This window comes from uncultured Nostoc sp. (assembly GCF_964245445.1).
In the GTDB taxonomy this organism is placed as follows: Bacteria; Cyanobacteriota; Cyanobacteriia; order Cyanobacteriales; family Nostocaceae; genus Nostoc.
The window spans coordinates 23,932-43,514 of record NZ_CAXTNE010000010.1 but is presented as its reverse complement, the minus strand read 5'-3'; the positions used below and the strand labels follow the sequence as shown (position 1 = coordinate 43,514).

The 19,583-nt window shown below is 41.8% G+C and carries 20 protein-coding genes, 1 tRNA gene and 1 pseudogene; 8 read left to right on the top strand and 14 right to left on the bottom strand.

Annotated elements, in window-relative coordinates:
* Positions 1-28: 28 nt before the first annotated feature.
* Positions 29-706: a ComF family protein gene (locus tag ACFE90_RS03220; protein ID WP_375497679.1), complete on the top strand. Its 678-nt coding sequence runs from the start codon at positions 29-31 to the stop codon at positions 704-706.
* Positions 707-794: 88 nt separating this feature from the next.
* Positions 795-1,250: a PPC domain-containing protein gene (locus tag ACFE90_RS03215; protein WP_375497677.1), complete on the top strand. Its 456-nt coding sequence runs from the start codon at positions 795-797 to the stop codon at positions 1,248-1,250.
* 107 nt (positions 1,251-1,357) lie between these two features.
* Here ACFE90_RS03215 and cobS read toward each other — a convergent pair whose 3' ends face one another.
* Positions 1,358-2,131, bottom strand: coding sequence for an adenosylcobinamide-GDP ribazoletransferase (gene cobS / locus ACFE90_RS03210; protein ID WP_375497675.1), 774 nt, complete (start codon positions 2,129-2,131; stop codon positions 1,358-1,360).
* A 375-nt stretch (positions 2,132-2,506) separates the two neighbouring features.
* Between cobS and ACFE90_RS03205 the strand changes: the two genes are divergently transcribed.
* The 5 genes from ACFE90_RS03205 to psbM all read left to right on the top strand — a co-directional run bounded on the left by ACFE90_RS03205 (position 2,507) and on the right by psbM (position 5,561).
* The gene (locus tag ACFE90_RS03205) at positions 2,507-2,959 is read left to right on the top strand and encodes a hypothetical protein (protein ID WP_229486645.1); all 453 of its coding nucleotides are present in this window, start codon (positions 2,507-2,509) and stop codon (positions 2,957-2,959) included.
* A gap of 470 nt (positions 2,960-3,429) precedes the next feature.
* The gene (tgt, locus tag ACFE90_RS03200; protein ID WP_375497673.1) at positions 3,430-4,578 is read left to right on the top strand and encodes a tRNA guanosine(34) transglycosylase Tgt; all 1,149 of its coding nucleotides are present in this window, start codon (positions 3,430-3,432) and stop codon (positions 4,576-4,578) included.
* A gap of 85 nt (positions 4,579-4,663) precedes the next feature.
* Entirely contained in the window at positions 4,664-4,801 is a 138-nt protein-coding gene (locus ACFE90_RS03195; protein ID WP_006195022.1) for a photosystem II reaction center protein K, read from the top strand.
* Positions 4,802-4,987: 186 nt separating this feature from the next.
* Entirely contained in the window at positions 4,988-5,284 is a 297-nt protein-coding gene (locus tag ACFE90_RS03190; protein ID WP_375497671.1) for a 2Fe-2S iron-sulfur cluster-binding protein, read from the top strand.
* A gap of 160 nt (positions 5,285-5,444) precedes the next feature.
* On the top strand, positions 5,445-5,561 hold the full coding sequence (gene psbM / locus ACFE90_RS03185) for a photosystem II reaction center protein PsbM (RefSeq protein WP_138497365.1): 117 nt from the start codon (positions 5,445-5,447) through the stop codon (positions 5,559-5,561).
* Between the two features lie 80 nt (positions 5,562-5,641).
* On the opposite strand, the gene ACFE90_RS03180 is transcribed toward psbM, so the two are convergent.
* The 7 genes from ACFE90_RS03180 to psbZ all read right to left on the bottom strand — a co-directional run bounded on the left by ACFE90_RS03180 (position 5,642) and on the right by psbZ (position 12,387).
* Positions 5,642-6,493, bottom strand: coding sequence for a universal stress protein (locus ACFE90_RS03180; protein WP_375497669.1), 852 nt, complete (start codon positions 6,491-6,493; stop codon positions 5,642-5,644).
* A gap of 523 nt (positions 6,494-7,016) precedes the next feature.
* On the bottom strand, positions 7,017-8,588 hold the full coding sequence (locus ACFE90_RS03175; protein WP_375497667.1) for an alkaline phosphatase D family protein: 1,572 nt from the start codon (positions 8,586-8,588) through the stop codon (positions 7,017-7,019).
* A gap of 275 nt (positions 8,589-8,863) precedes the next feature.
* The gene (locus ACFE90_RS03170) at positions 8,864-10,129 is read right to left on the bottom strand and encodes a glutamate-5-semialdehyde dehydrogenase (RefSeq protein WP_375497665.1); all 1,266 of its coding nucleotides are present in this window, start codon (positions 10,127-10,129) and stop codon (positions 8,864-8,866) included.
* A 4-nt stretch (positions 10,130-10,133) separates the two neighbouring features.
* The gene (locus ACFE90_RS03165) at positions 10,134-10,541 is read right to left on the bottom strand and encodes a hypothetical protein (protein ID WP_069072751.1); all 408 of its coding nucleotides are present in this window, start codon (positions 10,539-10,541) and stop codon (positions 10,134-10,136) included.
* A 689-nt stretch (positions 10,542-11,230) separates the two neighbouring features.
* A tRNA-Gly gene (locus ACFE90_RS03160) sits at positions 11,231-11,302 on the bottom strand.
* Between the two features lie 128 nt (positions 11,303-11,430).
* A complete protein-coding gene (ribH, locus tag ACFE90_RS03155) occupies positions 11,431-12,009 on the bottom strand; it encodes a 6,7-dimethyl-8-ribityllumazine synthase (RefSeq protein WP_375497663.1) in 579 nt (192 codons plus the stop codon).
* Positions 12,010-12,198: 189 nt separating this feature from the next.
* Complete coding sequence (psbZ, locus tag ACFE90_RS03150) at positions 12,199-12,387, bottom strand: photosystem II reaction center protein PsbZ (RefSeq protein ID WP_375497661.1); 189 nt, start codon at positions 12,385-12,387, stop codon at positions 12,199-12,201.
* A 150-nt stretch (positions 12,388-12,537) separates the two neighbouring features.
* On the opposite strand from psbZ, the gene ACFE90_RS03145 reads away from it, so the two are divergent.
* The gene (locus tag ACFE90_RS03145) at positions 12,538-15,264 is read left to right on the top strand and encodes a CBS domain-containing protein (RefSeq protein WP_375497659.1); all 2,727 of its coding nucleotides are present in this window, start codon (positions 12,538-12,540) and stop codon (positions 15,262-15,264) included.
* A gap of 54 nt (positions 15,265-15,318) precedes the next feature.
* Here the strand turns inward: ACFE90_RS03145 and ACFE90_RS03140 are convergent, their stop codons facing one another.
* The 6 genes and pseudogenes from ACFE90_RS03140 to ACFE90_RS03115 form a co-directional block, all read right to left on the bottom strand.
* Positions 15,319-15,543 carry a type II toxin-antitoxin system HicA family toxin gene (locus ACFE90_RS03140; protein WP_375497657.1) on the bottom strand — a complete coding sequence of 75 codons (225 nt, stop codon included), beginning with the start codon at positions 15,541-15,543 and terminating at the stop codon, positions 15,319-15,321.
* Positions 15,536-15,760, bottom strand: a complete 225-nt coding sequence (locus ACFE90_RS03135; RefSeq protein ID WP_229500906.1) for a type II toxin-antitoxin system HicB family antitoxin — start codon at positions 15,758-15,760, stop codon at positions 15,536-15,538. The genes ACFE90_RS03140 and ACFE90_RS03135 overlap by 8 nt, the downstream gene beginning before the upstream one ends.
* A 67-nt stretch (positions 15,761-15,827) precedes the next feature.
* Positions 15,828-16,535, bottom strand: a pseudogene (locus ACFE90_RS03130) (Uma2 family endonuclease).
* 88 nt (positions 16,536-16,623) lie between these two features.
* Entirely contained in the window at positions 16,624-16,986 is a 363-nt protein-coding gene (locus tag ACFE90_RS03125; protein WP_375497655.1) for a DUF5615 family PIN-like protein, read from the bottom strand.
* Positions 16,983-17,321 (bottom strand): DUF433 domain-containing protein, encoded by a 339-nt coding sequence (locus ACFE90_RS03120; RefSeq protein WP_375497653.1) that lies wholly within the window; start codon positions 17,319-17,321, stop codon positions 16,983-16,985. Before ACFE90_RS03120 ends, ACFE90_RS03125 begins: the two co-directional genes overlap by 4 nt.
* Positions 17,322-17,506: 185 nt before the next feature.
* Positions 17,507-19,303, bottom strand: coding sequence for a serine/threonine protein kinase (locus ACFE90_RS03115; protein ID WP_375497651.1), 1,797 nt, complete (start codon positions 19,301-19,303; stop codon positions 17,507-17,509).
* Positions 19,304-19,583: the final 280 nt, after the last annotated feature.

Genomic DNA, 19,583 nt, shown 5'->3' with positions numbered 1-19,583 from the left:
AATAACCAATGACAAAGGACAATTCTAAATGCACACTTGGATTAAAAATCTTACAGGCTTACTTAATCTTTTTCTCCAATCCCATTGTCCTCTGTGCCAACGTGCAACCTCGCAAGAATTCTGTCAAAATTGCACCAGACAACTGCAAAAATGTCAACGTCAAGACCCGATTTCTCTGTGGCAAGAGCCAATACCAGTATTTGGCTGGGGGGAGTATGGTGGCCCGGTGAAACGAGCGATCGCAGCAATGAAATACGAAAATCAACCCCAAATAGCTCGTCCTTTGGGTCACTGGTTAGGAGAAGCATGGTTATTAAATTCACCAAGCCGAGATAGCCAGCCTGTAGTAGTTCCCATCCCACTCCACCCTAGCAAGCAAAAGCAACGTAAATACAATCAAGCCGCACTCATAGCCCAAAGCTTCTGCGAAATAACTGGCTTAAAATTGAAACTAAACGGTTTAGCAAGAGTGCGAGAAACTGAAGCGCAATTTGGTTTATCGGTATCTAAACGAGAAAAAAACTTGGTTAACGCTTTTGCTGTTGGCCAAGAATTTCGCCATCGTCCCCCAAATGTCCCAGTGCTGTTAGTGGACGATATTTATACTACAGGTGCTACTGCTAGGTCTGCTGTGGAAACACTTCGTCAGTATGGAATTGTGGTTTTAGGATTAGTAGCAGTAGCCACTGCCGTTAAAGATGGATAAATCAAAAATTAATGGGCAGGCTTTAGCAGATTAAGTACATAAATTGACCGAATTACCCTATTTCTGTAGAAAAAATTGCTTGAAATGTATGAATAAAGTTTTTGCGGCAGGTTTAAAACAACTCATCATTATTCCTGCTACATTGCTGGCAATAGGCATAAGTACAAGTGCAGCTTTTGCTCAAAGTAAGTTGTATAGTCCCATTCCTTTATCTAACAGTAGTGAATTTTCCGATACCCTCTCAAACAAAGACATCCCCACAGGTCAAGGTGGGTTTGCCCGTGATTACACTGTGAAGTTACAGAAGGGCGATAATTTAGCAGTTGACCTGTCATCCGAAAACTTTGATAGCATCATCACCCTCCTAGCACCTGATGGATCGACTTTGGCCGAAAATGATGATGGCCCTGATGGTAGTAGCAATTCCCTACTATTTACTCGCATCGTAGAGACAGGGAATTATGTGATTCGTGTCCGGTCTTTTGGGGAAACTGGGATTGGGGCTTTTAAACTAAAGGTAACAAAGCTGCAACCGATTAAATAAAGTAGTCATTTGTCATTTGTCATTTGTCATGGGGCATTGGGCATGGGGCATGGGGCATTTGGCATTGGTTATTAATTCTGCTCCCTCTGCTCCCCACTCCTCACATCTTAAAAAATGGTCAATACACAAAGAAATAAGGCTTCAGTCCACTCAACGACTGCGCCGTAGGTATCTCCTGTGTGTCCACCTAATTTGTGGTTGAACCATGCACCAGTTAAAGTAGCGATCGCACTTCCAGCAATTATCATTGTCAGTGCGAGAAATAGCTGCTGTTTATCTATCAACCAAACTAAACCACTCAAACCAAGCAGCAACAACAATCCTGGTAACAAATCTTTGTAAGAACGAATGGCTTGTTTGTGAAGCGCACCTTTACCAGTTGGTTTCAGGTAAGGATATCGCGCGATCGCTACCTGTTGTCCCCAACGTCCCCAGCCACAAGCAGCCATCAGCAACAACCAACGGTTTTCTGGCATATCCGTCAAAGCAGTTATTTTTAGTAGCACCAAGGCGATCGCTGCCATGGCCCCAAATGCACCTGTAGCACTATCTGTCATCACTTCCAGTCGCCGATTTGGATCGCCTACTGCCAAACCATCGGCAGTATCCATTGCTCCATCTAAGTGCAGTCCTCCAGTTATGGCAATCCAAACGCTGACTACTAAAGCACTACGAGTTAACACTGGCATACCCAGATAATCCATCCCCCTATCCAGTAATCCTAAAGTTCCCCCAATTATTAACCCTACAACCGAAGCAAGACGTGCCACTCCCCGAAAGTCTAAACCGTCCAAATACGGTAGTGGAATACTTGTATAAAATATAATACTAGCTGCCAGCTTTAACAGCAGCTTTTTCCACCACTGTTGCTGTTTCGTCATCTTAGTAACATTAATATATGGTTAATTGCTGGATAATAGACTTTGGTTCAGTAGACCCAACATGAGCATACTTTAAAAATTTAGATAAGATTTACTTCTATTAGAGATTCTTCTTGAAAATTTTGTTATGCTGTTCTAAGTGGTAAATAAATAATTGAAGTACTTTTTATACAAAAAACGAATGATTCAGGAAATTAAAATTCCATCAGGGAGCAAAATTTGTGTTTTGTATTCGTTAACTAAAAACTTACTTAAAATTATTTAGACGATTGCCCCACAAAATTGATATTTTTTAAATGTAGGAAGTAAACAAGCTATTCAATTATGACAGTTTAGCTATGTTGTCGCTCTCCTTAGCTCAATCGCTATTTTCCTATGAGTCACCATCTACCCGACATCAGGATACCAGCTCCGTGCATTATTAACACGGGCATCATTGTGAATAAGCTCGACATCCGGCGATTGCTGACAGACTTAGGTCGAGTCCACTACATCTACACCCAAGAAGATAAGGTATTGAGCGAGGGTGAAGGGGATGTGATGGAAGTTTTCGCCAATCCGCAAAGGTCTACCTTAGTGGCTAACCACGCGCTATATCTGAATGTTTGTAGTTTTGATTACTTGGAACTCAAACAGTCGTCGCAACAAGAAACCTATTTTGATTTGATGCAAGAAGGAGTGTGTCTGCGGTTGATTCCCCGCTCAACCCCCATACAAGAGCGACGAGAGCGAAACTTCAATGTCAGCGCCATAGAAGCGATGATGGAGCAAGTCCTCTCAGCCAGGTGGGATGCAGAAATTGACGATGACTGTTCTGATTCTTTTTAAATAACAATTAGTACAGGATATACTCATAAAGTTGGTAACTAGGTTGGTACTGAACGCTTAAGTGTTCACGAAAACTTAATTGCCAGTTTTTATGTTTGCCTACAATTTAGCCAAATAATATTAATCTTGCCCTAATACCATTTGGTTTTATGGCTGCTAGTACCGCAAGGCGGAAGTCAACCCCTTCTGAAAATTAAAAATTTAAGAATTTATCTCAATTTTTAATTCTTGATTTTTAATTGGAGCGTACTCTTACAAAGAAGCAAGCTACGCGTAGCGTCTGTCTGCGACACGCTGCGTGAACTTAGAGAAGCGAGGTCAAAAGTTACGCATGCTTTCATTTTGGGCTTTCTGGCTGTTATGAAATGGTAGGTTTATTTCTGCCGCGTTGTACTAGTTATGGATTTATGAAACTCCTTACCGATTAGCGTTTCATAATCCAAAATCTAAAATCTAAAATCCAAAATGGTATGAGTGCGAATTTTTCCTTTGAATGTCTCGCTTGCTGTAGCCAAACCAAAGCTAGAGCAGGAGTGTTTTTCACTCCTCACGGTGTTGTAGAAACCCCCAGATTTATGCCAGTGGGAACGCTGGCTAATGTCAAAACTATCACCCCATCCCAGCTACGAGAGACTGGGGCGCAAATGATCTTATCTAATACTTATCATCTTCACCTACAACCAGGGGAAGCGATCGTGGCTGGAGGTGGTGGATTGCACAAATTTATGGGTTGGAATGGCCCAATGCTCACAGATTCGGGTGGGTTTCAGGTGTTCAGCTTAAGCGAGATGCGGAAAATTACTGAAGAAGGGGTTACTTTCCGCTCACCCCATGATGGACAAATTATTAACTTGACCCCTGAGCTATCCATTGAGATTCAAAATACTTTGGGGGCCGATGTGATTATGGCCTTTGATGAGTGTCCGCCTTACCCAGCTACTCGCCAAGAGGTTGAAACGGCAACTGAGCGCACTTATCGCTGGTTAGAGCGTTGCATAACGGCTCATCAACGCAGTGAACAGGCGTTGTTTGGGATTGTGCAAGGGGGCGTATATTTGGATTTGCGTTGCCGTGCGGCGGAAGCTTTGGCTAAGTTGGATTTGCCAGGATATGCCATTGGTGGCGTGAGTGTGGGAGAACCGCCAGAAATGATGGCTGAGATTGTAAAAGTGACAGCACCGCTTCTACCGCCTGAAAAGCCGCGTTATTTGATGGGTGTCGGTACTTATCGGGAAATGGCGATCGCGATCGCATCTGGTGTAGATTTATTTGATTGCGTAATTCCTACCCGTTGGGCGAGACATGGAACGGCAATAGTTCAGGGCGGACGCTGGAATTTAAAAAATGCTAAGTTTCGTGAAGATTTTACGCCATTAGATGAAACTTGTCCTTGCTACACCTGCCAAAATTTTAGCCGTGCTTATGTATCTCATTTAGTGCGATCGCAAGAAATTTTAGCTTATACATTGTTAAGCATTCACAACATTACCGAACTAATTCGCTTTACGCAGCATATTAGAGAAGCAATATTAAGCGATCGCTTTGTCACAGAATTCGGTCACTGGCTAAACTCATCTGAATCAGTACCAAATGAAGAGGAAATTACAAATGACAAATAAGTATTGACCAATGACCAAGACCCAAACCATGTTAAGATATTTCTCAATTATGAACGCTGTGTTGGATAGTTGGATTTAAACAAACATGGAAGCAGCACTTTTATTAGCAAAACTGCCTGAAGCATACCAAATCTTTGATCCTTTGGTGGACGTTCTCCCAGTCATCCCCGTATTCTTCTTGTTGCTTGCTTTCGTTTGGCAAGCAGCCGTGGGATTTAGGTAAGTTAATCTATTTTTCAATTTATTAGGACAGGTACTATACCTGTTCTATTTTTTTGTGGGGCTATATTTTATAAAATTAATATTTATTAATATTTTGTAATGATTTAATATAATAAATAAGATGTGAATCAAGCCATGTCAATATGAAGCCTTGAAAGCCAAGCTTAGAGTCAAGGAGAAATCAGTTATGGGTAATATCAAATTCGTTAAAGAGAATGAAGAAGTAGTGGCGGCAGATGGTGCCAATCTCCGGCTCAAAGCGATGCAAAATGACATTGATATATATAAGTTCATTGGCAAGATGACCAATTGCGGTGGTAGTGGTCAGTGTGGTACTTGCATTGTCGAGATAGTCGAAGGACTAGAAAATCTTTCCCCCCGCACAGATGTAGAAAATCGTAAATTCAAAAAAAAGCCGGAAAATTACCGCCTTGCCTGTCAAACTTTAGTGAATGGCTCAGTCAGTGTAGTCACCAAGCCTTAAGTTTTCAAATCTGCCACTGCTTCAATTTGTATCCAGTCAGTAGTCAAAATACTTACCAAAATTAAGTTTCCTGATTTTGAATTTTGAATTGGTATAACTGTGTCGTCGATGATGCTATCCTAATGTTGTTGACTGGAAATTTAAAAGAGGTTTTCTTGCCATGCAAGTTAATGACCTGGGGTTCGTAGCGAGCATTTTGTTCGTACTAGTCCCTACTGTGTTTTTACTAATTCTGTACATCCAAACTGCTAGCCGCGAAGGTGGAAAAGATAGTTAAGAGTTTGTGTATCAAACAAAGAACCCCTGCACCAGTGTGTGGGGGTTTTTATTTATCAACCGCTAACTCTATTTTTGACTTTAAGCGATCGTCCGCGCCAACAATACCGGACAAGTGGCATTGACTCGAACATAGTCAGACAAGGAAGATCCGATAAGTCGGTCTATATCAACAAAACTCTTAGCGATGGATGGACGACGATCTGGAGAACCGAGCAATAATAAATCTATATTCAACTCCTCTGCCAACCGACAAATTTCTTCACCAGGTTTGCCACTGCTGATATAAGAACGAGATTGGATGCCCTGTTTTTCAGCTTCTGCAACTGCGGCTGCTAAAACTGGATTTTTGTTTGAACTAACTTCAGTTATTTCCGATTTTTTCCCGCCTAAATCGGTGGCAACATTTGCCAAAATTAACTCGCCACCCTGAATATCTCGCAGTAAAAACAGTGCTAATTTCAAGCAGTTCTTTGCTGAATCAGAGTTGTCTATTGCCACCATAATGCGCTTAATTCTTTTGACATAAATATCATCTTTTACCAGCAACATTGGGCGAGAAGATAGCTGGAAAACATACTGACTGACTGAGTTCGATAAAATGGATTGCAGCCGCTTAAGTCCGCGTGAACCCATAATAATCAAGTCAGCGTCGATTTCATCAGCTACTTGGCAAACTACATCTTTCGGGTCGCCTTCGCGCAAAATTGAAGAAACCTGGCTAGGATCTAAGTTCAAAGTTTGAATGGCATTAGCTAAAATTCTACCGCCATTTTCCCATTTAGCTGTCATGGTAGCAGCAGGATTTTGTGCTTGAACAACATGCAAAATTGTCACTTTTGCAGATTGAATTGAAGGAATTTCTTTTAGGGTCTTGAGCATTTCTTCTGCGTGTCCCAATCCCGATACAGCCAGCAAAATTTTTTCTATCATTTTACGTGATTGTTGTTAAGTTTACTTTAGTTGTCGCTGTTATTACTTGGCTCAGGTCAGATTTTTACTGCCTTGCTCAACAACCTAGTTAGTAACTTGGCACAAATAAACTTTCTTTTTTAGTATTTAACACTCAAACAAATGACAAAGTACAAAAAGCTCAACAAATATTTAAGTTCATTTGCACCTATTTACTTAAGATAATCAACTAGACTGCAATTATTAAGCATAGTCTCAATTTAGCTTGGATAACTTAATCAATTATGATGTTAGTTATCATTTTTTATCTATATTCACTTTTTTTAATTAGAAGTTAGTTAAGTATTGCAAAGAAATGCCAAAATAACTCTTCAAAAAGATTTATTTACTGTAAGCCGATACGCTTGGGTTAAGGAAATTTATTTGTTGAGGTACTATAAAGACCTCTCCCTGGTTTTACTACGTAAAACCGTCCCTCTCCGACTCGGAGAGGGAGAGACTTGAACTTTAGTTTTTAGGGAGGGTTTATTGAACTTCCCTTAACTTAGATTAGATGCGCTCCTGGTTGTCCGTTTTGGACTACAAACGAAGCTAGGGTTTTTATAGAGGCATTCAAATCAATGATGCTTGATACAACACGGTAGTCACTTTGCCAGCGTTGTGGGGTAAGCTTACAGCGCACGTATCCCCGGAAAGCACCGTCAAAAAACTTAGTATGGGGATTGTTGGGTAGGGAAGCTTGAACTGGTGCGATGGATTGGGTGGGAAAGTCAGAGGTAATTGAGGTTCCTACGAACTCAGTGCCTACCGTCGGTGAGTTTGGGTTATTAAAATCAAGCTTCAAGTCATGTACCCAACTAGAATGGATGTCTCCGGTAATCACTACTGGATTAGAAGGTTGGCGCTGGTTTAGAAAACTCAAGAGGCGATTACGTGCAGCCACGTAGCCGTCCCACTGATCTACATTAAATACACCTGCACCTGGACTACTATTAAAATTGTACTGGCCAAGCATGGTCTGTTGAGCAATCACATTCCAGCGCGATCGCGACTGATCTAACCCTTTTCGTAACCACTGCTCTTGTTCTGAGCCAGTCATGGTAGCATTTGAATCAAAAGCTTGGGGACAGCGAGGTTTAAGTCCGTCATTACAAGGTTGGTTAGTGCGGTACTGTCTAGTATCTAGGACATTGAACTCAGCTAAATTACCGAAAGTCAACCGCCGATAAAGTAGCGCGTCTGGGCCGTTGGGCAATGAAAACCGACGCAGAGGCATGTGTTCGTAGTATGCCTGATACGCGTTAGTTCGCCGTTTCCTAAAAGCTTCTTGGGTTTGGTTATCTTCGGGGATTAAGTTGGCGTAATTGTTGTCAACTTCATGATCATCCCAAGTGACAATCCAGGGAAAAGCAGCATGAGCCGCTTGGAGATTCAAGTCAGTTTTGTACAGGGCGTGGCGATCGCGATAGTCTGCAAGAGTGATGATTTCTGGACTATTATGCTGACGGGGCCCACCAGGTTGTGGGCCGTATTCGTAAATATAATCACCCAGATGAACTACAAGGTCGAGGTCTTCCTCAGCTAAATGCCGATAAGCCGTATAGTAGCCATTTTGCCAGTCTTGACAGGAGACAAAAGCAAAATTCAGTTGTGAGATAGAACCATAAAATGCTGGCGCTGTGCGAGTCCGTCCAATGAGGCTAACTTCCCTACCCGCTTCAAATTGATACCAGTACCAACGGTCAGGGTCTAGTCCACGAACATCCACGTGAACTGAATGTGCTAACTCTGGTGTCGCCAGCACTGTTCCTCGCCGCACAACCTGCCTCATGTTTTCATCAAGGGCAACTTGCCACCGCACTGGCACATTTACAAGTGGCATTCCACCTCCAGAGAGTGGATTTGGAGCCAGTCGTGTCCAGATAACAACACCATCCGGCAAAGGATCGCCAGAGGCAACACCAAGACTGAACGGATAGCCAGAAAACCTTGAGTTAGCCAATACTGGATGCCATTGGCTAGCGATTGTTAACCCCGTTAAGAATCCTGCACCCAGTAAAAAACTCCGCCTTCTGCAACGATTCGCTAGCAGGCGCGTACCATCCATAAGTTCCATATTCACCCCTACCTAGATGTAAATACAGTTGGCAGGCATTTAGGAGGGTCATTTGGGAAAAGCACAAACAGTGGCTTGATTTGACTTGTCTCCTAATTACTGCTCAACCAAACACAAGGAGCCTAGCAAACCAGGATCAAGCAGTAATTAAGATTTTGTTAAGTTTAAAATTGGATTGGGGCATTAGGCATAGGGGATTTATACCCCAACTCAAACAGAACTGGTACTACCAGCACTCTTATCAAACCCTTTTCTAATTACGAGTTACGAATTCTTTAAAATCTGCCATTTCCCTGAACAATGTGCTTAACGGTGGTCAAGGTTTCCAGGCTGATAAATCCCCGGCGATGACCTTTTTGGTTAGACATGCCAAGAAACACTGAATCTCCCCGCGAGGGGTTGCGGGAAAAACGCGGGGAAGTGTTGATGTAGGTAGAAGCACTGTTAACTCCTAAAGCAAACTGCCGACTTTCTTGGTAGGATTCAGTAACGATGGAGTCAGCATGACCACTGCTGTGTTCATTAATCCAGGCGATCGCAACTTCTAAGCTATCCACCAATTTAAAAGCTACTGTCCTCGTTAAATAAGGGTTTCCCCATTCGCCTTCCTTTACCATCTGCAACTGGGGAAAGGCTTTTACTAGTTCTGCATCCCCTTTAATTTCAAAGCCTTTTTCCATCAAGCTGTTCCACAGAACGGCTAAAGACGATGGCAAGGCTTGCCGATGAATTAGCACCTTTTCAATAGCATTAACTTGGTCTGGTTCGCTCTGATGGCTATTAAGAATCATCAAGCGCACCATTTCTAAACTGGAATTTAGCGACCAGTAGAGATAACAGTTACCCATCGCTGACTTTAAGACTGGGCAAGTTGACTGTCGTACTACCTGCTGTACCAAACTAGAACGTCCGTAGGGAATCACTAGATTCACGTACTGGTCTTGAGTGACTAAATCCCGAAGCGAAGCACCATGTTCTGCTGTGATCAGTTCTAGACACCCCGGAGGTAGGCCAACTTGAGCGATCGCACTTTGGAGTACCTCAGCGATGACCGCGTTGGAATGGCTAGCTTCAGTACTACCTTTGAGAATTATACTATTGCCAGTTTTGATACAAAAACCTGCTGCGATCGCTCCTAAATCTGGAAACGCCTCATAAATAAATCCAATCACTCCCAAGGGCATTAACTGGGTATAACTCTGGGAATCTTCCAGTTGATAATCAGCCGTTCTGACGCGCCGCAGTGGATCTGATAATTCCCCCAACCGTTGCAAAATGTCCACGGTCATCTCTAACCTTGTGGGAGTCAGCTTCAGCCAGTCTAGTATCAACTCAGGCACTGCCATTTCCCGACTGGCTTCTAAATCCAAGGTATTGGCTTCTAGAATGTCGTCAAATGAGCGCTCAAGGGCTTGTGCCATTGCCAGTACTGCACGACTCCGGTCTGCTCCCTTTGTGATCCCCAACTTTAGGGAAGCATGATAGGCGCGTTGGGCACTAGTAATTGGTTCGGGGTAATCATCCAAAACTTCAACAGTCATTGAGTTAACGTCTGTAGGTAAGCCAGACCATTAGCGCTGGCAGAATAGCCAATAGCACCGCCACCATTGCCCAAGCAATTATGCTGGAACTATTTGCCAATCGCAGTGCTAATGGCAGCCATATAATCACTAGCACGAAAATAATGCCAAGTGCTATAGGCAGATAGCTTTCTCCCAAGCGCGGATGGACAACATGCCAACTATTTCCCATCCAACGCCAAGCCCGCTTGTAGGGATAGGTGGTAGAAAGCTGTTCTAGGACATGACCATTATCTTCTACTACAAAGATTTGCTGACAGCGATCGCAACCAAATGCTTCTGTCAGCGTAATCGGAATTAACTGACCCCGGCGACGACAGGGACAGGGGTATTCGGTATTGAAGTCTATTTTTTCGGGTTTTTGAGATTGCACAAGCGTTCTAGTAACTTGAGCGTGTTTTACACGAACTGTGAGAATATGATCCCTTGGTAAATGCCTTAGAGGCTTCTCTTTTTATGAAAATAAACAAGCGATTCAAACATCGCCATCATTGCAAACAGTAGATGCAGCAGACTCTAAATATCCTAATTGCCATATCAGTACGAGCTTCTCTGTTTGTAATCTTTCCCCATAGCTGGCAATCTTATGTAAAAATTTCCTTCTCTTCATTTGTCGCTTTAAAGATAATGTGGTTGCCTTTTTGGGCGTTTATTGTGATCACACACAAAGATTGTAGCCAAGCTAATCTATATCTACACCAGTCTAAAGCTGGGTTTTATATTTCTTAGCAAGTGGGTAACGCTTCTTTTTGTGGGCGATATTCAAATTGAGGCAGTAGACGATTTGTTTGCTCGATTTGCCCACATTAGGAGTGATTCACAAGAGTGTAGTGCGAATCGCCGAAGACTTCAACAGTTATCAATTATCACTTATCAGTTATCAGTTAATTTGTCCGTTGGCAGTCAGAGTCCCCCACAAATTTAAGTGGCATGCTTCAGTCGGGATCAAATCTCCGACTACTTTCAATGATTAACTGTTCACTGTTCACTGTTCACTGATTTAATGCACCCTAAAAACACTAAACCTCTTGGAGTTAAAAACTGCAAGAGGTTTTAGTTGGAAGCGGGTAACGCGATTCGAACGCGCGACATTCACCTTGGCAAGGTGACGCTCTACCACTGAGCTATACCCGCAATCAATCGCCATATATTAATATCTCAGATATATTCCTAATTGTCAACCCCTTAATTTAGTTATTTGGTCATTAGTCATTGGTCATTAGTCATTAGTGAATAACAAAGGACAAATGACTAATGACGCTCTAGCCGAGTTCTTCTGATTCTGCAGTTAAATTGCCGATGCTGGCACTTTGAAAAGAGGGTGGCAAAGACTGGCTATTACGAGAATATGGCTCTGCCAGGTTAGAACGCAGTTGCCGCATGAGACTTGCCATTTCTAGGGCATTCAGGGCATAATCCCAGCCATGATTACCTTTGATGCCTGCCCGTTCTAAGGCTTGTTGCATAGTGTCTACTGTCAAAATGCCAAAAATTACTGGCACTCCAGTTTGAAAGCTAGCGGCGGCAATACCTTTAGAAACTTCGGCGGATACATAATCAAAATGGGGTGTTTGCCCTCGAATGACTGCACCTAGACAAATTACAGCATCATAACGATGGGAAAGTGCTAGTTGGCGAGCTACTAAAGGTACCTCAAAACTTCCCGGAACCCAAACATAGTCTACCTGATTACCTTGGGGGTTAGGATCTACACCGTGGCGTTTCAAGCAATCTTGACATCCCTCTAGCAGCTTTCCGGTAACTAGGTCATTGAATCGACCAATCACCACTGCAAACCGCAAAGGCTCCGTTTGGGTAAAAGTTCCCTCGAAAACTGCCATGACTGCCTCTTAATCAACTATAGTTCTGGCCAATATACATTTCTTATTTAAATGTAGAGGAGCAGGAAAGCACGGTTAAAAAAAAGGAAATCGGAAAAAATTTCTCCTTTTCTCCTTTAGTCTTTGACCCAGGCTTATCTGCCCCTCTAGTTCTTATATTATGTTCCTGCGCCAGAGTGAAGTCGTCGCCTACACGACAAAAAAGTTTAACAACCCAACTAAAAATACCAAACCAATCCAGACTCCAGAACCGAGCCAGAGCAGCTTTTTAGATTCAACCCAATTTTGGGGAGTGGCGTAAGCTACGGGGACGCCAACAACCAGGACAAAAGACAATAAAACTAGGCTTATCAAAGCGAATTGGAATATTATGGTCATTTTTACTTCTCCCAATACAGCGAAATACTAAGGATAGAATATCCTAAAGGGCGACACTGACATTTTCTTATTATTTTTAAGCTAGCAGAAATTGCAACATTTTTGTCATTTGTCCTTTGTCTAAGCACCAATGACTAATGACTCTTAACTATGGATTTAATTCTTTGCCACACAACAGCAGATTTTGACGCACTAGGGGCTGCGGTAGGGTTAACACGCCTACTACCGGGAAGTAAAATTGTGCTGAGTGGCGGTTCTCACCCTACTGTACGGGATTTTTTAGCATTGCATCGGGATGAATATCCCCTAATTGAACGCCGTTCGGTGAATCCAGAAAAAATTCGTTCTCTGACTGTGGTGGATATGCAACAGCGCGATCGCTTGGGTAAAGCTGCCCAGTGGTTAGATTTACCCCATGTTAGAGAAATTATAATTTATGACCATCACTTAGGACAAGAATCAGATATTCCGGCTACCGAATCATATATTTCTTCAGTAGGAGCAACCACAACTTTAATCGTTGAGCAATTGCAACAACAGGAAATTTCCCTAACTCCTGCCGAAGCAACTGTGATGGCTTTGGGTATCCACGTTGACACTGGCTCTTTGACTTATGAACAGTCCACACCACGGGATGCCCTAGCTTTGGCTTGGTTGATGCAACAAGGTGCAAGTTTATCGGTAATTTCCACCTACCGAGATCCTGGTTTGTCTGTACAATTGCAGCAGTTATTAACTGAATCGCTGGAAAATTTAGAATATCTTTGTCTACATGGATATACGGTTGCTTGGGTAACTCTAAAAACTAAAAATTTTGTGCCTGGGTTATCGAGTTTGGCATCGGAACTCGTGGAATTAACCGAAATTGATGCCCTACTGTTGGCTAATGAGTATCCTTTAGGTGAAGAGGATTCACGCTTAACTGTAATTGGGCGATCGCAAATTCCCAAAACGGATCTTAACCTATTATTCCAACTTCTAGGTGGCGGCGGTCATTCACAAGCCGCATCGCTAAACCTAAGAGGAGTTGATTCAGAGGCAATATTAAAACAACTCCTGGACGGGGTAAAAGCACAAATTCCCCATCCCCTCACCGCTAGGGACTTGATGTCATCTCCTGTTCGCACGATTCTACCTGAAACCACAATTGCCGAAGCCCAGCGCATTTTATTGCGTTATGGACACTCTGGTTTATCTGTAGTCGATGCCCAAGGGCAACTAGTAGGTATTATTTCGCGCCGGGATCTTGATGTTGCGCTGCACCACGGATTTAGTCATGCGCCAGTTAAAGGCTATATGACCACGAATCTTAAAACGATCGCACCAGATACGACACTGCCACAAATTGAGTCGCTGATGGTGACTTATGATATCGGGCGCTTACCAGTATTGGAGAATGAACAGTTAGTTGGTCTGGTCACTCGTACTGATGTGTTACGGGAATTACATCAAGAAAGAGATGAAGACGAAGAGGGACAAAAATTCAAAATTCAAAATGACGCTAACGCTGCGTTAACAAAATTCAAAATTCCTCTCAGCACTGAGTTGCAAAATCATCTTGCACCGCAACTGTGGCAATTACTCACTACAGCATCGCAAGAAGCAGAAAAACGGGGTTGGCATCTTTATCTTGTCGGAGGTGCAGTGCGGGATTTACTGTTGGCTGATGCAACATCAGGCACTTTGATGATTAAAGATATTGATCTTGTGGTTGATGGCTTTCATAAATCAGCAGATGTTGGTGCTGGTGTGGAACTAGCAAAGGCACTCCAACAACTTTACCCTACTGCCCGCTTAGAAATCCACGGGGCTTTTCAAACTGCTGCTTTGCTGTGGCACAAAGACCCAGAATTAGATTCTCTATGGGTAGATATTGCCACCGCTAGAACAGAATTCTATCCTTATCCAGCAGCGAATCCAGAAGTTGAGGCGAGTTCTATTCGTCAAGACTTGTATCGTCGAGATTTTAGCATCAATGCCCTTGCTTTGCGCCTCACTACTCCCCGTGCTGGTGAATTACTCGATTTCTTTGGTGGATTACTAGATTTACAAGCTAGGCAAATTCGGGTTTTACACCCCAACAGTTTTATCGAAGACCCCACCCGGATTTATCGTGGTGTGCGCTTTGCTGTGCGCTTCGGATTTCAAATTGAACCGCAAACTGAAGAGTTTATCCGCTATGCCATCAACAGTGGCGTTTACGATCGCACTGCTCAAGAGAATAGCAAAACTCCAGCCCTGCAAACTCGATTGAAAACAGAATTAAAGCACATCCTAGAAGCCCCCTACTGGAAATCGGCTTTGCAGTTACTCGATAATTTAGGGGCATTGCAATGTATCCATCCTAGCCTCAAGCTAGATGCAGAACTATTGCGACAATTACGTTTGCTAAAACGCTGCTTGCGGCGATTTGACCTGCAACCAACCCTCATCCATTGGGAAATGCGCTTAGAAGCGTTAATCGCCCATCTAACACCACAATATCGGGCGAAAGTGGCAAAGAATCTGCAACTGCAAGAGGATAGCATTAAACGCTTGCAAAACTTGGCTTCTGCCCAAACTGAGGTGATGGAATCTTTGCCTAAGTGTCAAAGTTCCAGTCAAATAGTGCAGTTGTTGCGACAGTACGATTTACCAATGCTGATTTTAATCGCTTTGCAAAGTCCGCGATCGCTTAGACATCAAATTTGGGAATATTTAACTGTTTGGGCTAATGTGCAGCCACTATTGAATGGCAATGATTTAAAGAAACTTGGTTACACACCAGGGCCGCAGTATCGGCAAATATTAGATGATGTAGTTGCTGCTACCTTAGATGGAGTAATTAAAGATAGGGCTGAAGCTGAGGAGTTTTTAGCACAACACCATCCTAAATGAATACATGAGCGATCGCTCATGTATTTGTGGAATGTTGAGCAATAGATTATCAATTCAGGTTTCATTATCAGGCGGATCATTTTCATCAGGTTTGATAGCTTGTATAACCTGTTGAACTATCTTTGGGTGTAATACTTTTCCCGAATGAAAAGGAATGACAACCCTGATATTTTCTAGGCGATAGACTTTGTGACTGCCTTTACTTCTAATCTGGATAAAGCCAGCATCCAATAATAGTTTTTCCGCTTCCTTGGCATTTAGTCGCGGTAGTTTAGGCAACCTGAACCTCCAAAGTCATAGTCAGGATTTCCTTCTTTAAAAGTTCCTGTTTCTCTGACTCTGATAGAGTTTCTACGTAAACTTCAACAGCTTCTTTGATATTTGAGCTTACTTCTTCCAAAGAATCACCTTGACTTTGACAGCCTGGAAGTTCTGGAGAATAAGCATAATAGCCATCTTCATCTTTTTCGATAATAATGTTTACTTTGTAAAACATAAAATAATCAATTATCTGATGAGAATTAAATTTTCACATTCATACTATATACTGCGATCGCAGTAGTCTAAATTGTATCTGGATCGATATTTAACTCTCGCAATTTTGCTGCAAAACGTTCTACTCTTTCTTGCGCTTGTGCTTTTACTATGGTTTATTGTGCCTGCACGATGGTTTCTTCAGGTGTCAGAACTAATTGTCCATCAGGTGTGAACCAACGTAATAATCCCTGATGAATTCCCAAATATAACCCTAATTGTTTACTCCACAAATGCCCTTGTGCATTTGCCTGTAAAGGTTGATATTTTCCATCTACTAAATGAAATCCCGCAAATTCTAACGTATATGGGTCAAACCAAAAATAATCCGGTGCGCGAAAAGTATCTTGATAAATTTTTTTCTTTATACCTTTGTCTGTTTGGGCTGTTGATTCCGACATAATTTCTACGACGACATGGGGATATTTGCCATATTCTTCCCACACTACCCAACTTTTGCGGATTTTACGTTCTGTTTTTAATACTACAAAAAAGTCTGGGCTACTAAGGTGTCTTGATTTTAGTTGTTGCGTATTGTAATAGATAGTCAGGTTTGCCGTCGCATAAAAATCATTTCTGTCTCGCCACAGCCATTTCAGGCATTCTAAAAGTAAGATTATTTGTCGCATGTGCAGTTCTGTTTCCCAGGGAGGTTCGTCACTATATAAATCACCTGGTGGAAATATCACATCTTGCGAAATGTCTTCAGTAGATTCTGATTCTTGGGTGATGGTCATAGAATCAATCCGGCATTAATTAGTTCTGGGTTGATTTTAACAGAGTTGTAGATGGCTATGCGTAGCTGACTGTAAAAGTATCCTATTTTTAGGGTAAGGGTAAATAAACTATTCTGTCTTGATATTCATCGTCTTCTGATGCCAAAGCAACTATTATGAGTTCTTCTATATTTTCACCAATACTTAAATTCGGATTGAGGATAAAAATTCCTGGTACGTGACGATTAACAGCGATATGGTCAGCTAAATGTACTGGCATAGAAGTTCGGTTATTTGTCACTAATATAAAATTATTATCCTCACACCAACACATAATTTCTGGATCGAGTGTACTTTTTGGTGGAGTTCCTGATTCTCCTACCACTTTAATCGCAATACCAGGTTCTCTTAGCCTAATTTGATTTGGATATACAGGATTGACATTTTCATCAATCAGATATTGCAGTGTCATGCTTGCTGTTTAGCTTGTCTTTCAATTCGGAGTTGGCGCAGTTTATCCGATGCTGGTGGAGGATTAAGCCGCTGTTGTTCTCGCATTCTATGACCGTGTTCTATCCAGTTTCTCATATAAGCACTGACAGCTTCTTTGTTTTGCAGATAATAAAGAATAGTTGCATATACTTGTTCCAAAGAGATAGTTTTATAGATTTGGGCAATTTCTTCTGGAGAACGTCCACAATCAATGTATTCATAAAGAATTGTTTCAATCCCAATTCTTGAGTCTTTGAGTCTAATGTCTTCAAAAGACAGGAAGTTGAAATACTCTGTGATTTCTTTGGTAGGCATAGATTAACTGATATTCATTTATATATGCTAATCTTTTTGTTCAAGCGATCGCACTACATTAAGGCTTTGCAAAAACAGGCGATCGCATTCTTAAGTTAGGCAGAAAAAAAGAGAGTGTGAGCTTATCTTCGTCACAAACAATACAAGATACCTGACTTCTCAAATTAAGTCGGGTATCTGTTTCATTACGGTTTAATTAAAGATTTCTCAGACTGGCGATATTTAGCAATTAACTTACGTCGTTTTAGAGGTGAATAAAGCAGCATGAAAACTGCGGGTAAACTGATTCCGGTCAGTGCTAACAAAACTAATGGATTGAGAAAGCCTGCTATTATCCCAGTTCCTACACTAGCCCCAAATCCTAATGTTAGTAGTATTAGTACAGTTGTAAATGAGTCTTTAGTTAAATCTATAGCCCTAGGTAAAAGTTCTTTGAGAAAATATATTACAAAAGCTAAGGGTATATTTATAATTGAACCTACAATAATACTAGTAAATACAACAGAACCAACGTCATAAGAACCCACAACAAAACCCACAGCAGCACCTACAACCAAACTTAGAATTAAAGGCAGCATGAGAAGCCACAAATATAAAAATAAATATGGATTATCATAAGTAAAAACTAAAATAAGAGACAAAAGTATAGTTAGACTGCAAGACCAAAGGCTAAATATCATCCCCTCATTTCCAAGTCTTGCTACTAGCAAATTCACAACTGCGTTTACAGCTAACGTCGTAGCCATAGGTACGACCTCAGAAATTAAAACAGTAATTAAAAACAGCCAAATTAAATCACCAGAAGGTATCTTCCGCTTTTCAATTGGTAAAGCAGCCGTCTGCACCTTCACCGTTAAAGTGTGAGTCGCTGGATAAGCATTACTATGCAGTATTAGTTGACGTTTATACTGCTTGTCTGCCATCAATTTACTCGTATCCACCTCAACCTGACACCGATTATGATTCCTGCTAAACTGAGTAGGTGTCACCGAAATCCAAGCATGAACATCTGGCGTATGCGGTGGATCATTAGGATGAGGTGCAACTTCCCATCTACCTTCTAGCAAGGTATCTGATATGGGGTTTTCAACTATGATACTTTGCGTTAGCTTTTCCCCTAATCGGTTCGCTTTGAACTCCAGCACTGTTTCACTGAAATCAACTCCCGCTACACGAATAACATCAAGAGGTTTAAGTGCTTCTAAAGCTGATTGTGCATTAGCAAAACGGTTTTTCTGTAGCGGTTGTACCATTTTTTCCAACCAACCTAGAAACCGTAGATTCAACCGAGGTAGAAGATGACGAAACTTAATTAAATATGGATCATCTTGATCTTGTAATTGATCTATTTTTGTTGATTTGATTCCTGTCAGTAAGCAAATCAAGGTTGCACCCAAAGCATACAAGTCTGTAGCGTCTGTTGGTTTAAACATTTGCTCTGGCGGAATAAAACCCGGAGTACCTTTAAATACGCTACTCGCTGCAACTTCCCGGCTGCCAATACGAGCAAAACCAAAGTCAATTATATAGACATTGCGTTCTTCATCTACCAAAATATTTTCCGGTTTGATATCCCGATGAATTACCGGAGGATTGAGATTTTGCAGGTATCTAAGAATTTTTAAGGCTCTGACAGCAATTTGCTTAACTTGCTCTATTTCAAACTTACCGAGGAGTTCTGCCAAAGATTGGGCGTTGATATATTCTTGCACCAAACAAAAGCCATCAGACGTAGCAAAAGAATTTATGTAGCGGGGAATACCGGGATGATTTAGTCCTTGTAGCACTCTAATTTCTCGTTGATGAGCCTCAAAACCAGACCAACTAGAGCCAGCTTGAGCAAAGCAAAACTGCTTTATTACCATCTGTTCCCCTGTATCAACTTTTGATGCTAGCCAAGTAATCCTTCCTCCTTCCCGATTACGTCCCAATTCTCGCAAAATTTGACAGCCGTGTTCGCTGAAATCTGGATAGCTATTCATAGTTCAAGGGCAACAAGTAGGGTATGCCAAGTTTGCTGTGTATTACGCAAATACACTTAAATTACCAGGAGTGATTCAATTAATCAACGTTTTTAACAATAGTTATAGGTGCAGGACATTGCCTCTGCAGTTAATAAAGATTTTTAACCACAGAGAGGCAGAGGGCACAGAGAAGAAAAAGCGATCGCTAGCCTTCCGAAATACCTTCATGCTACACTGTAGTCAATATCAAACCTCATCACAACTCCAACGAGATAGCACAAATGAAATAGTACCAAAC

Coding starts and splice junctions, on each gene's coding strand:
- ACFE90_RS03220 (WP_375497679.1), top strand. CDS start 29: ATGCACACTTGGATTAAAAATCTTACAGGCTTACTTAATCTTTTTCTC.
- ACFE90_RS03215 (WP_375497677.1), top strand. CDS start 795: ATGAATAAAGTTTTTGCGGCAGGTTTAAAACAACTCATCATTATTCCT.
- cobS (WP_375497675.1), bottom strand. CDS start 2,131: ATGACGAAACAGCAACAGTGGTGGAAAAAGCTGCTGTTAAAGCTGGCA.
- ACFE90_RS03205 (WP_229486645.1), top strand. CDS start 2,507: ATGAGTCACCATCTACCCGACATCAGGATACCAGCTCCGTGCATTATT.
- tgt (WP_375497673.1), top strand. CDS start 3,430: ATGAGTGCGAATTTTTCCTTTGAATGTCTCGCTTGCTGTAGCCAAACC.
- ACFE90_RS03195 (WP_006195022.1), top strand. CDS start 4,664: ATGGAAGCAGCACTTTTATTAGCAAAACTGCCTGAAGCATACCAAATC.
- ACFE90_RS03190 (WP_375497671.1), top strand. CDS start 4,988: ATGGGTAATATCAAATTCGTTAAAGAGAATGAAGAAGTAGTGGCGGCA.
- psbM (WP_138497365.1), top strand. CDS start 5,445: ATGCAAGTTAATGACCTGGGGTTCGTAGCGAGCATTTTGTTCGTACTA.
- ACFE90_RS03180 (WP_375497669.1), bottom strand. CDS start 6,493: ATGATAGAAAAAATTTTGCTGGCTGTATCGGGATTGGGACACGCAGAA.
- ACFE90_RS03175 (WP_375497667.1), bottom strand. CDS start 8,588: ATGGAACTTATGGATGGTACGCGCCTGCTAGCGAATCGTTGCAGAAGG.
- ACFE90_RS03170 (WP_375497665.1), bottom strand. CDS start 10,129: ATGACTGTTGAAGTTTTGGATGATTACCCCGAACCAATTACTAGTGCC.
- ribH (WP_375497663.1), bottom strand. CDS start 12,009: ATGGCAGTTTTCGAGGGAACTTTTACCCAAACGGAGCCTTTGCGGTTT.
- psbZ (WP_375497661.1), bottom strand. CDS start 12,387: ATGACCATAATATTCCAATTCGCTTTGATAAGCCTAGTTTTATTGTCT.
- ACFE90_RS03145 (WP_375497659.1), top strand. CDS start 12,538: ATGGATTTAATTCTTTGCCACACAACAGCAGATTTTGACGCACTAGGG.
- ACFE90_RS03135 (WP_229500906.1), bottom strand. CDS start 15,760: ATGTTTTACAAAGTAAACATTATTATCGAAAAAGATGAAGATGGCTAT.
- ACFE90_RS03125 (WP_375497655.1), bottom strand. CDS start 16,986: ATGACACTGCAATATCTGATTGATGAAAATGTCAATCCTGTATATCCA.
- ACFE90_RS03120 (WP_375497653.1), bottom strand. CDS start 17,321: ATGCCTACCAAAGAAATCACAGAGTATTTCAACTTCCTGTCTTTTGAA.
- ACFE90_RS03115 (WP_375497651.1), bottom strand. CDS start 19,303: ATGAATAGCTATCCAGATTTCAGCGAACACGGCTGTCAAATTTTGCGA.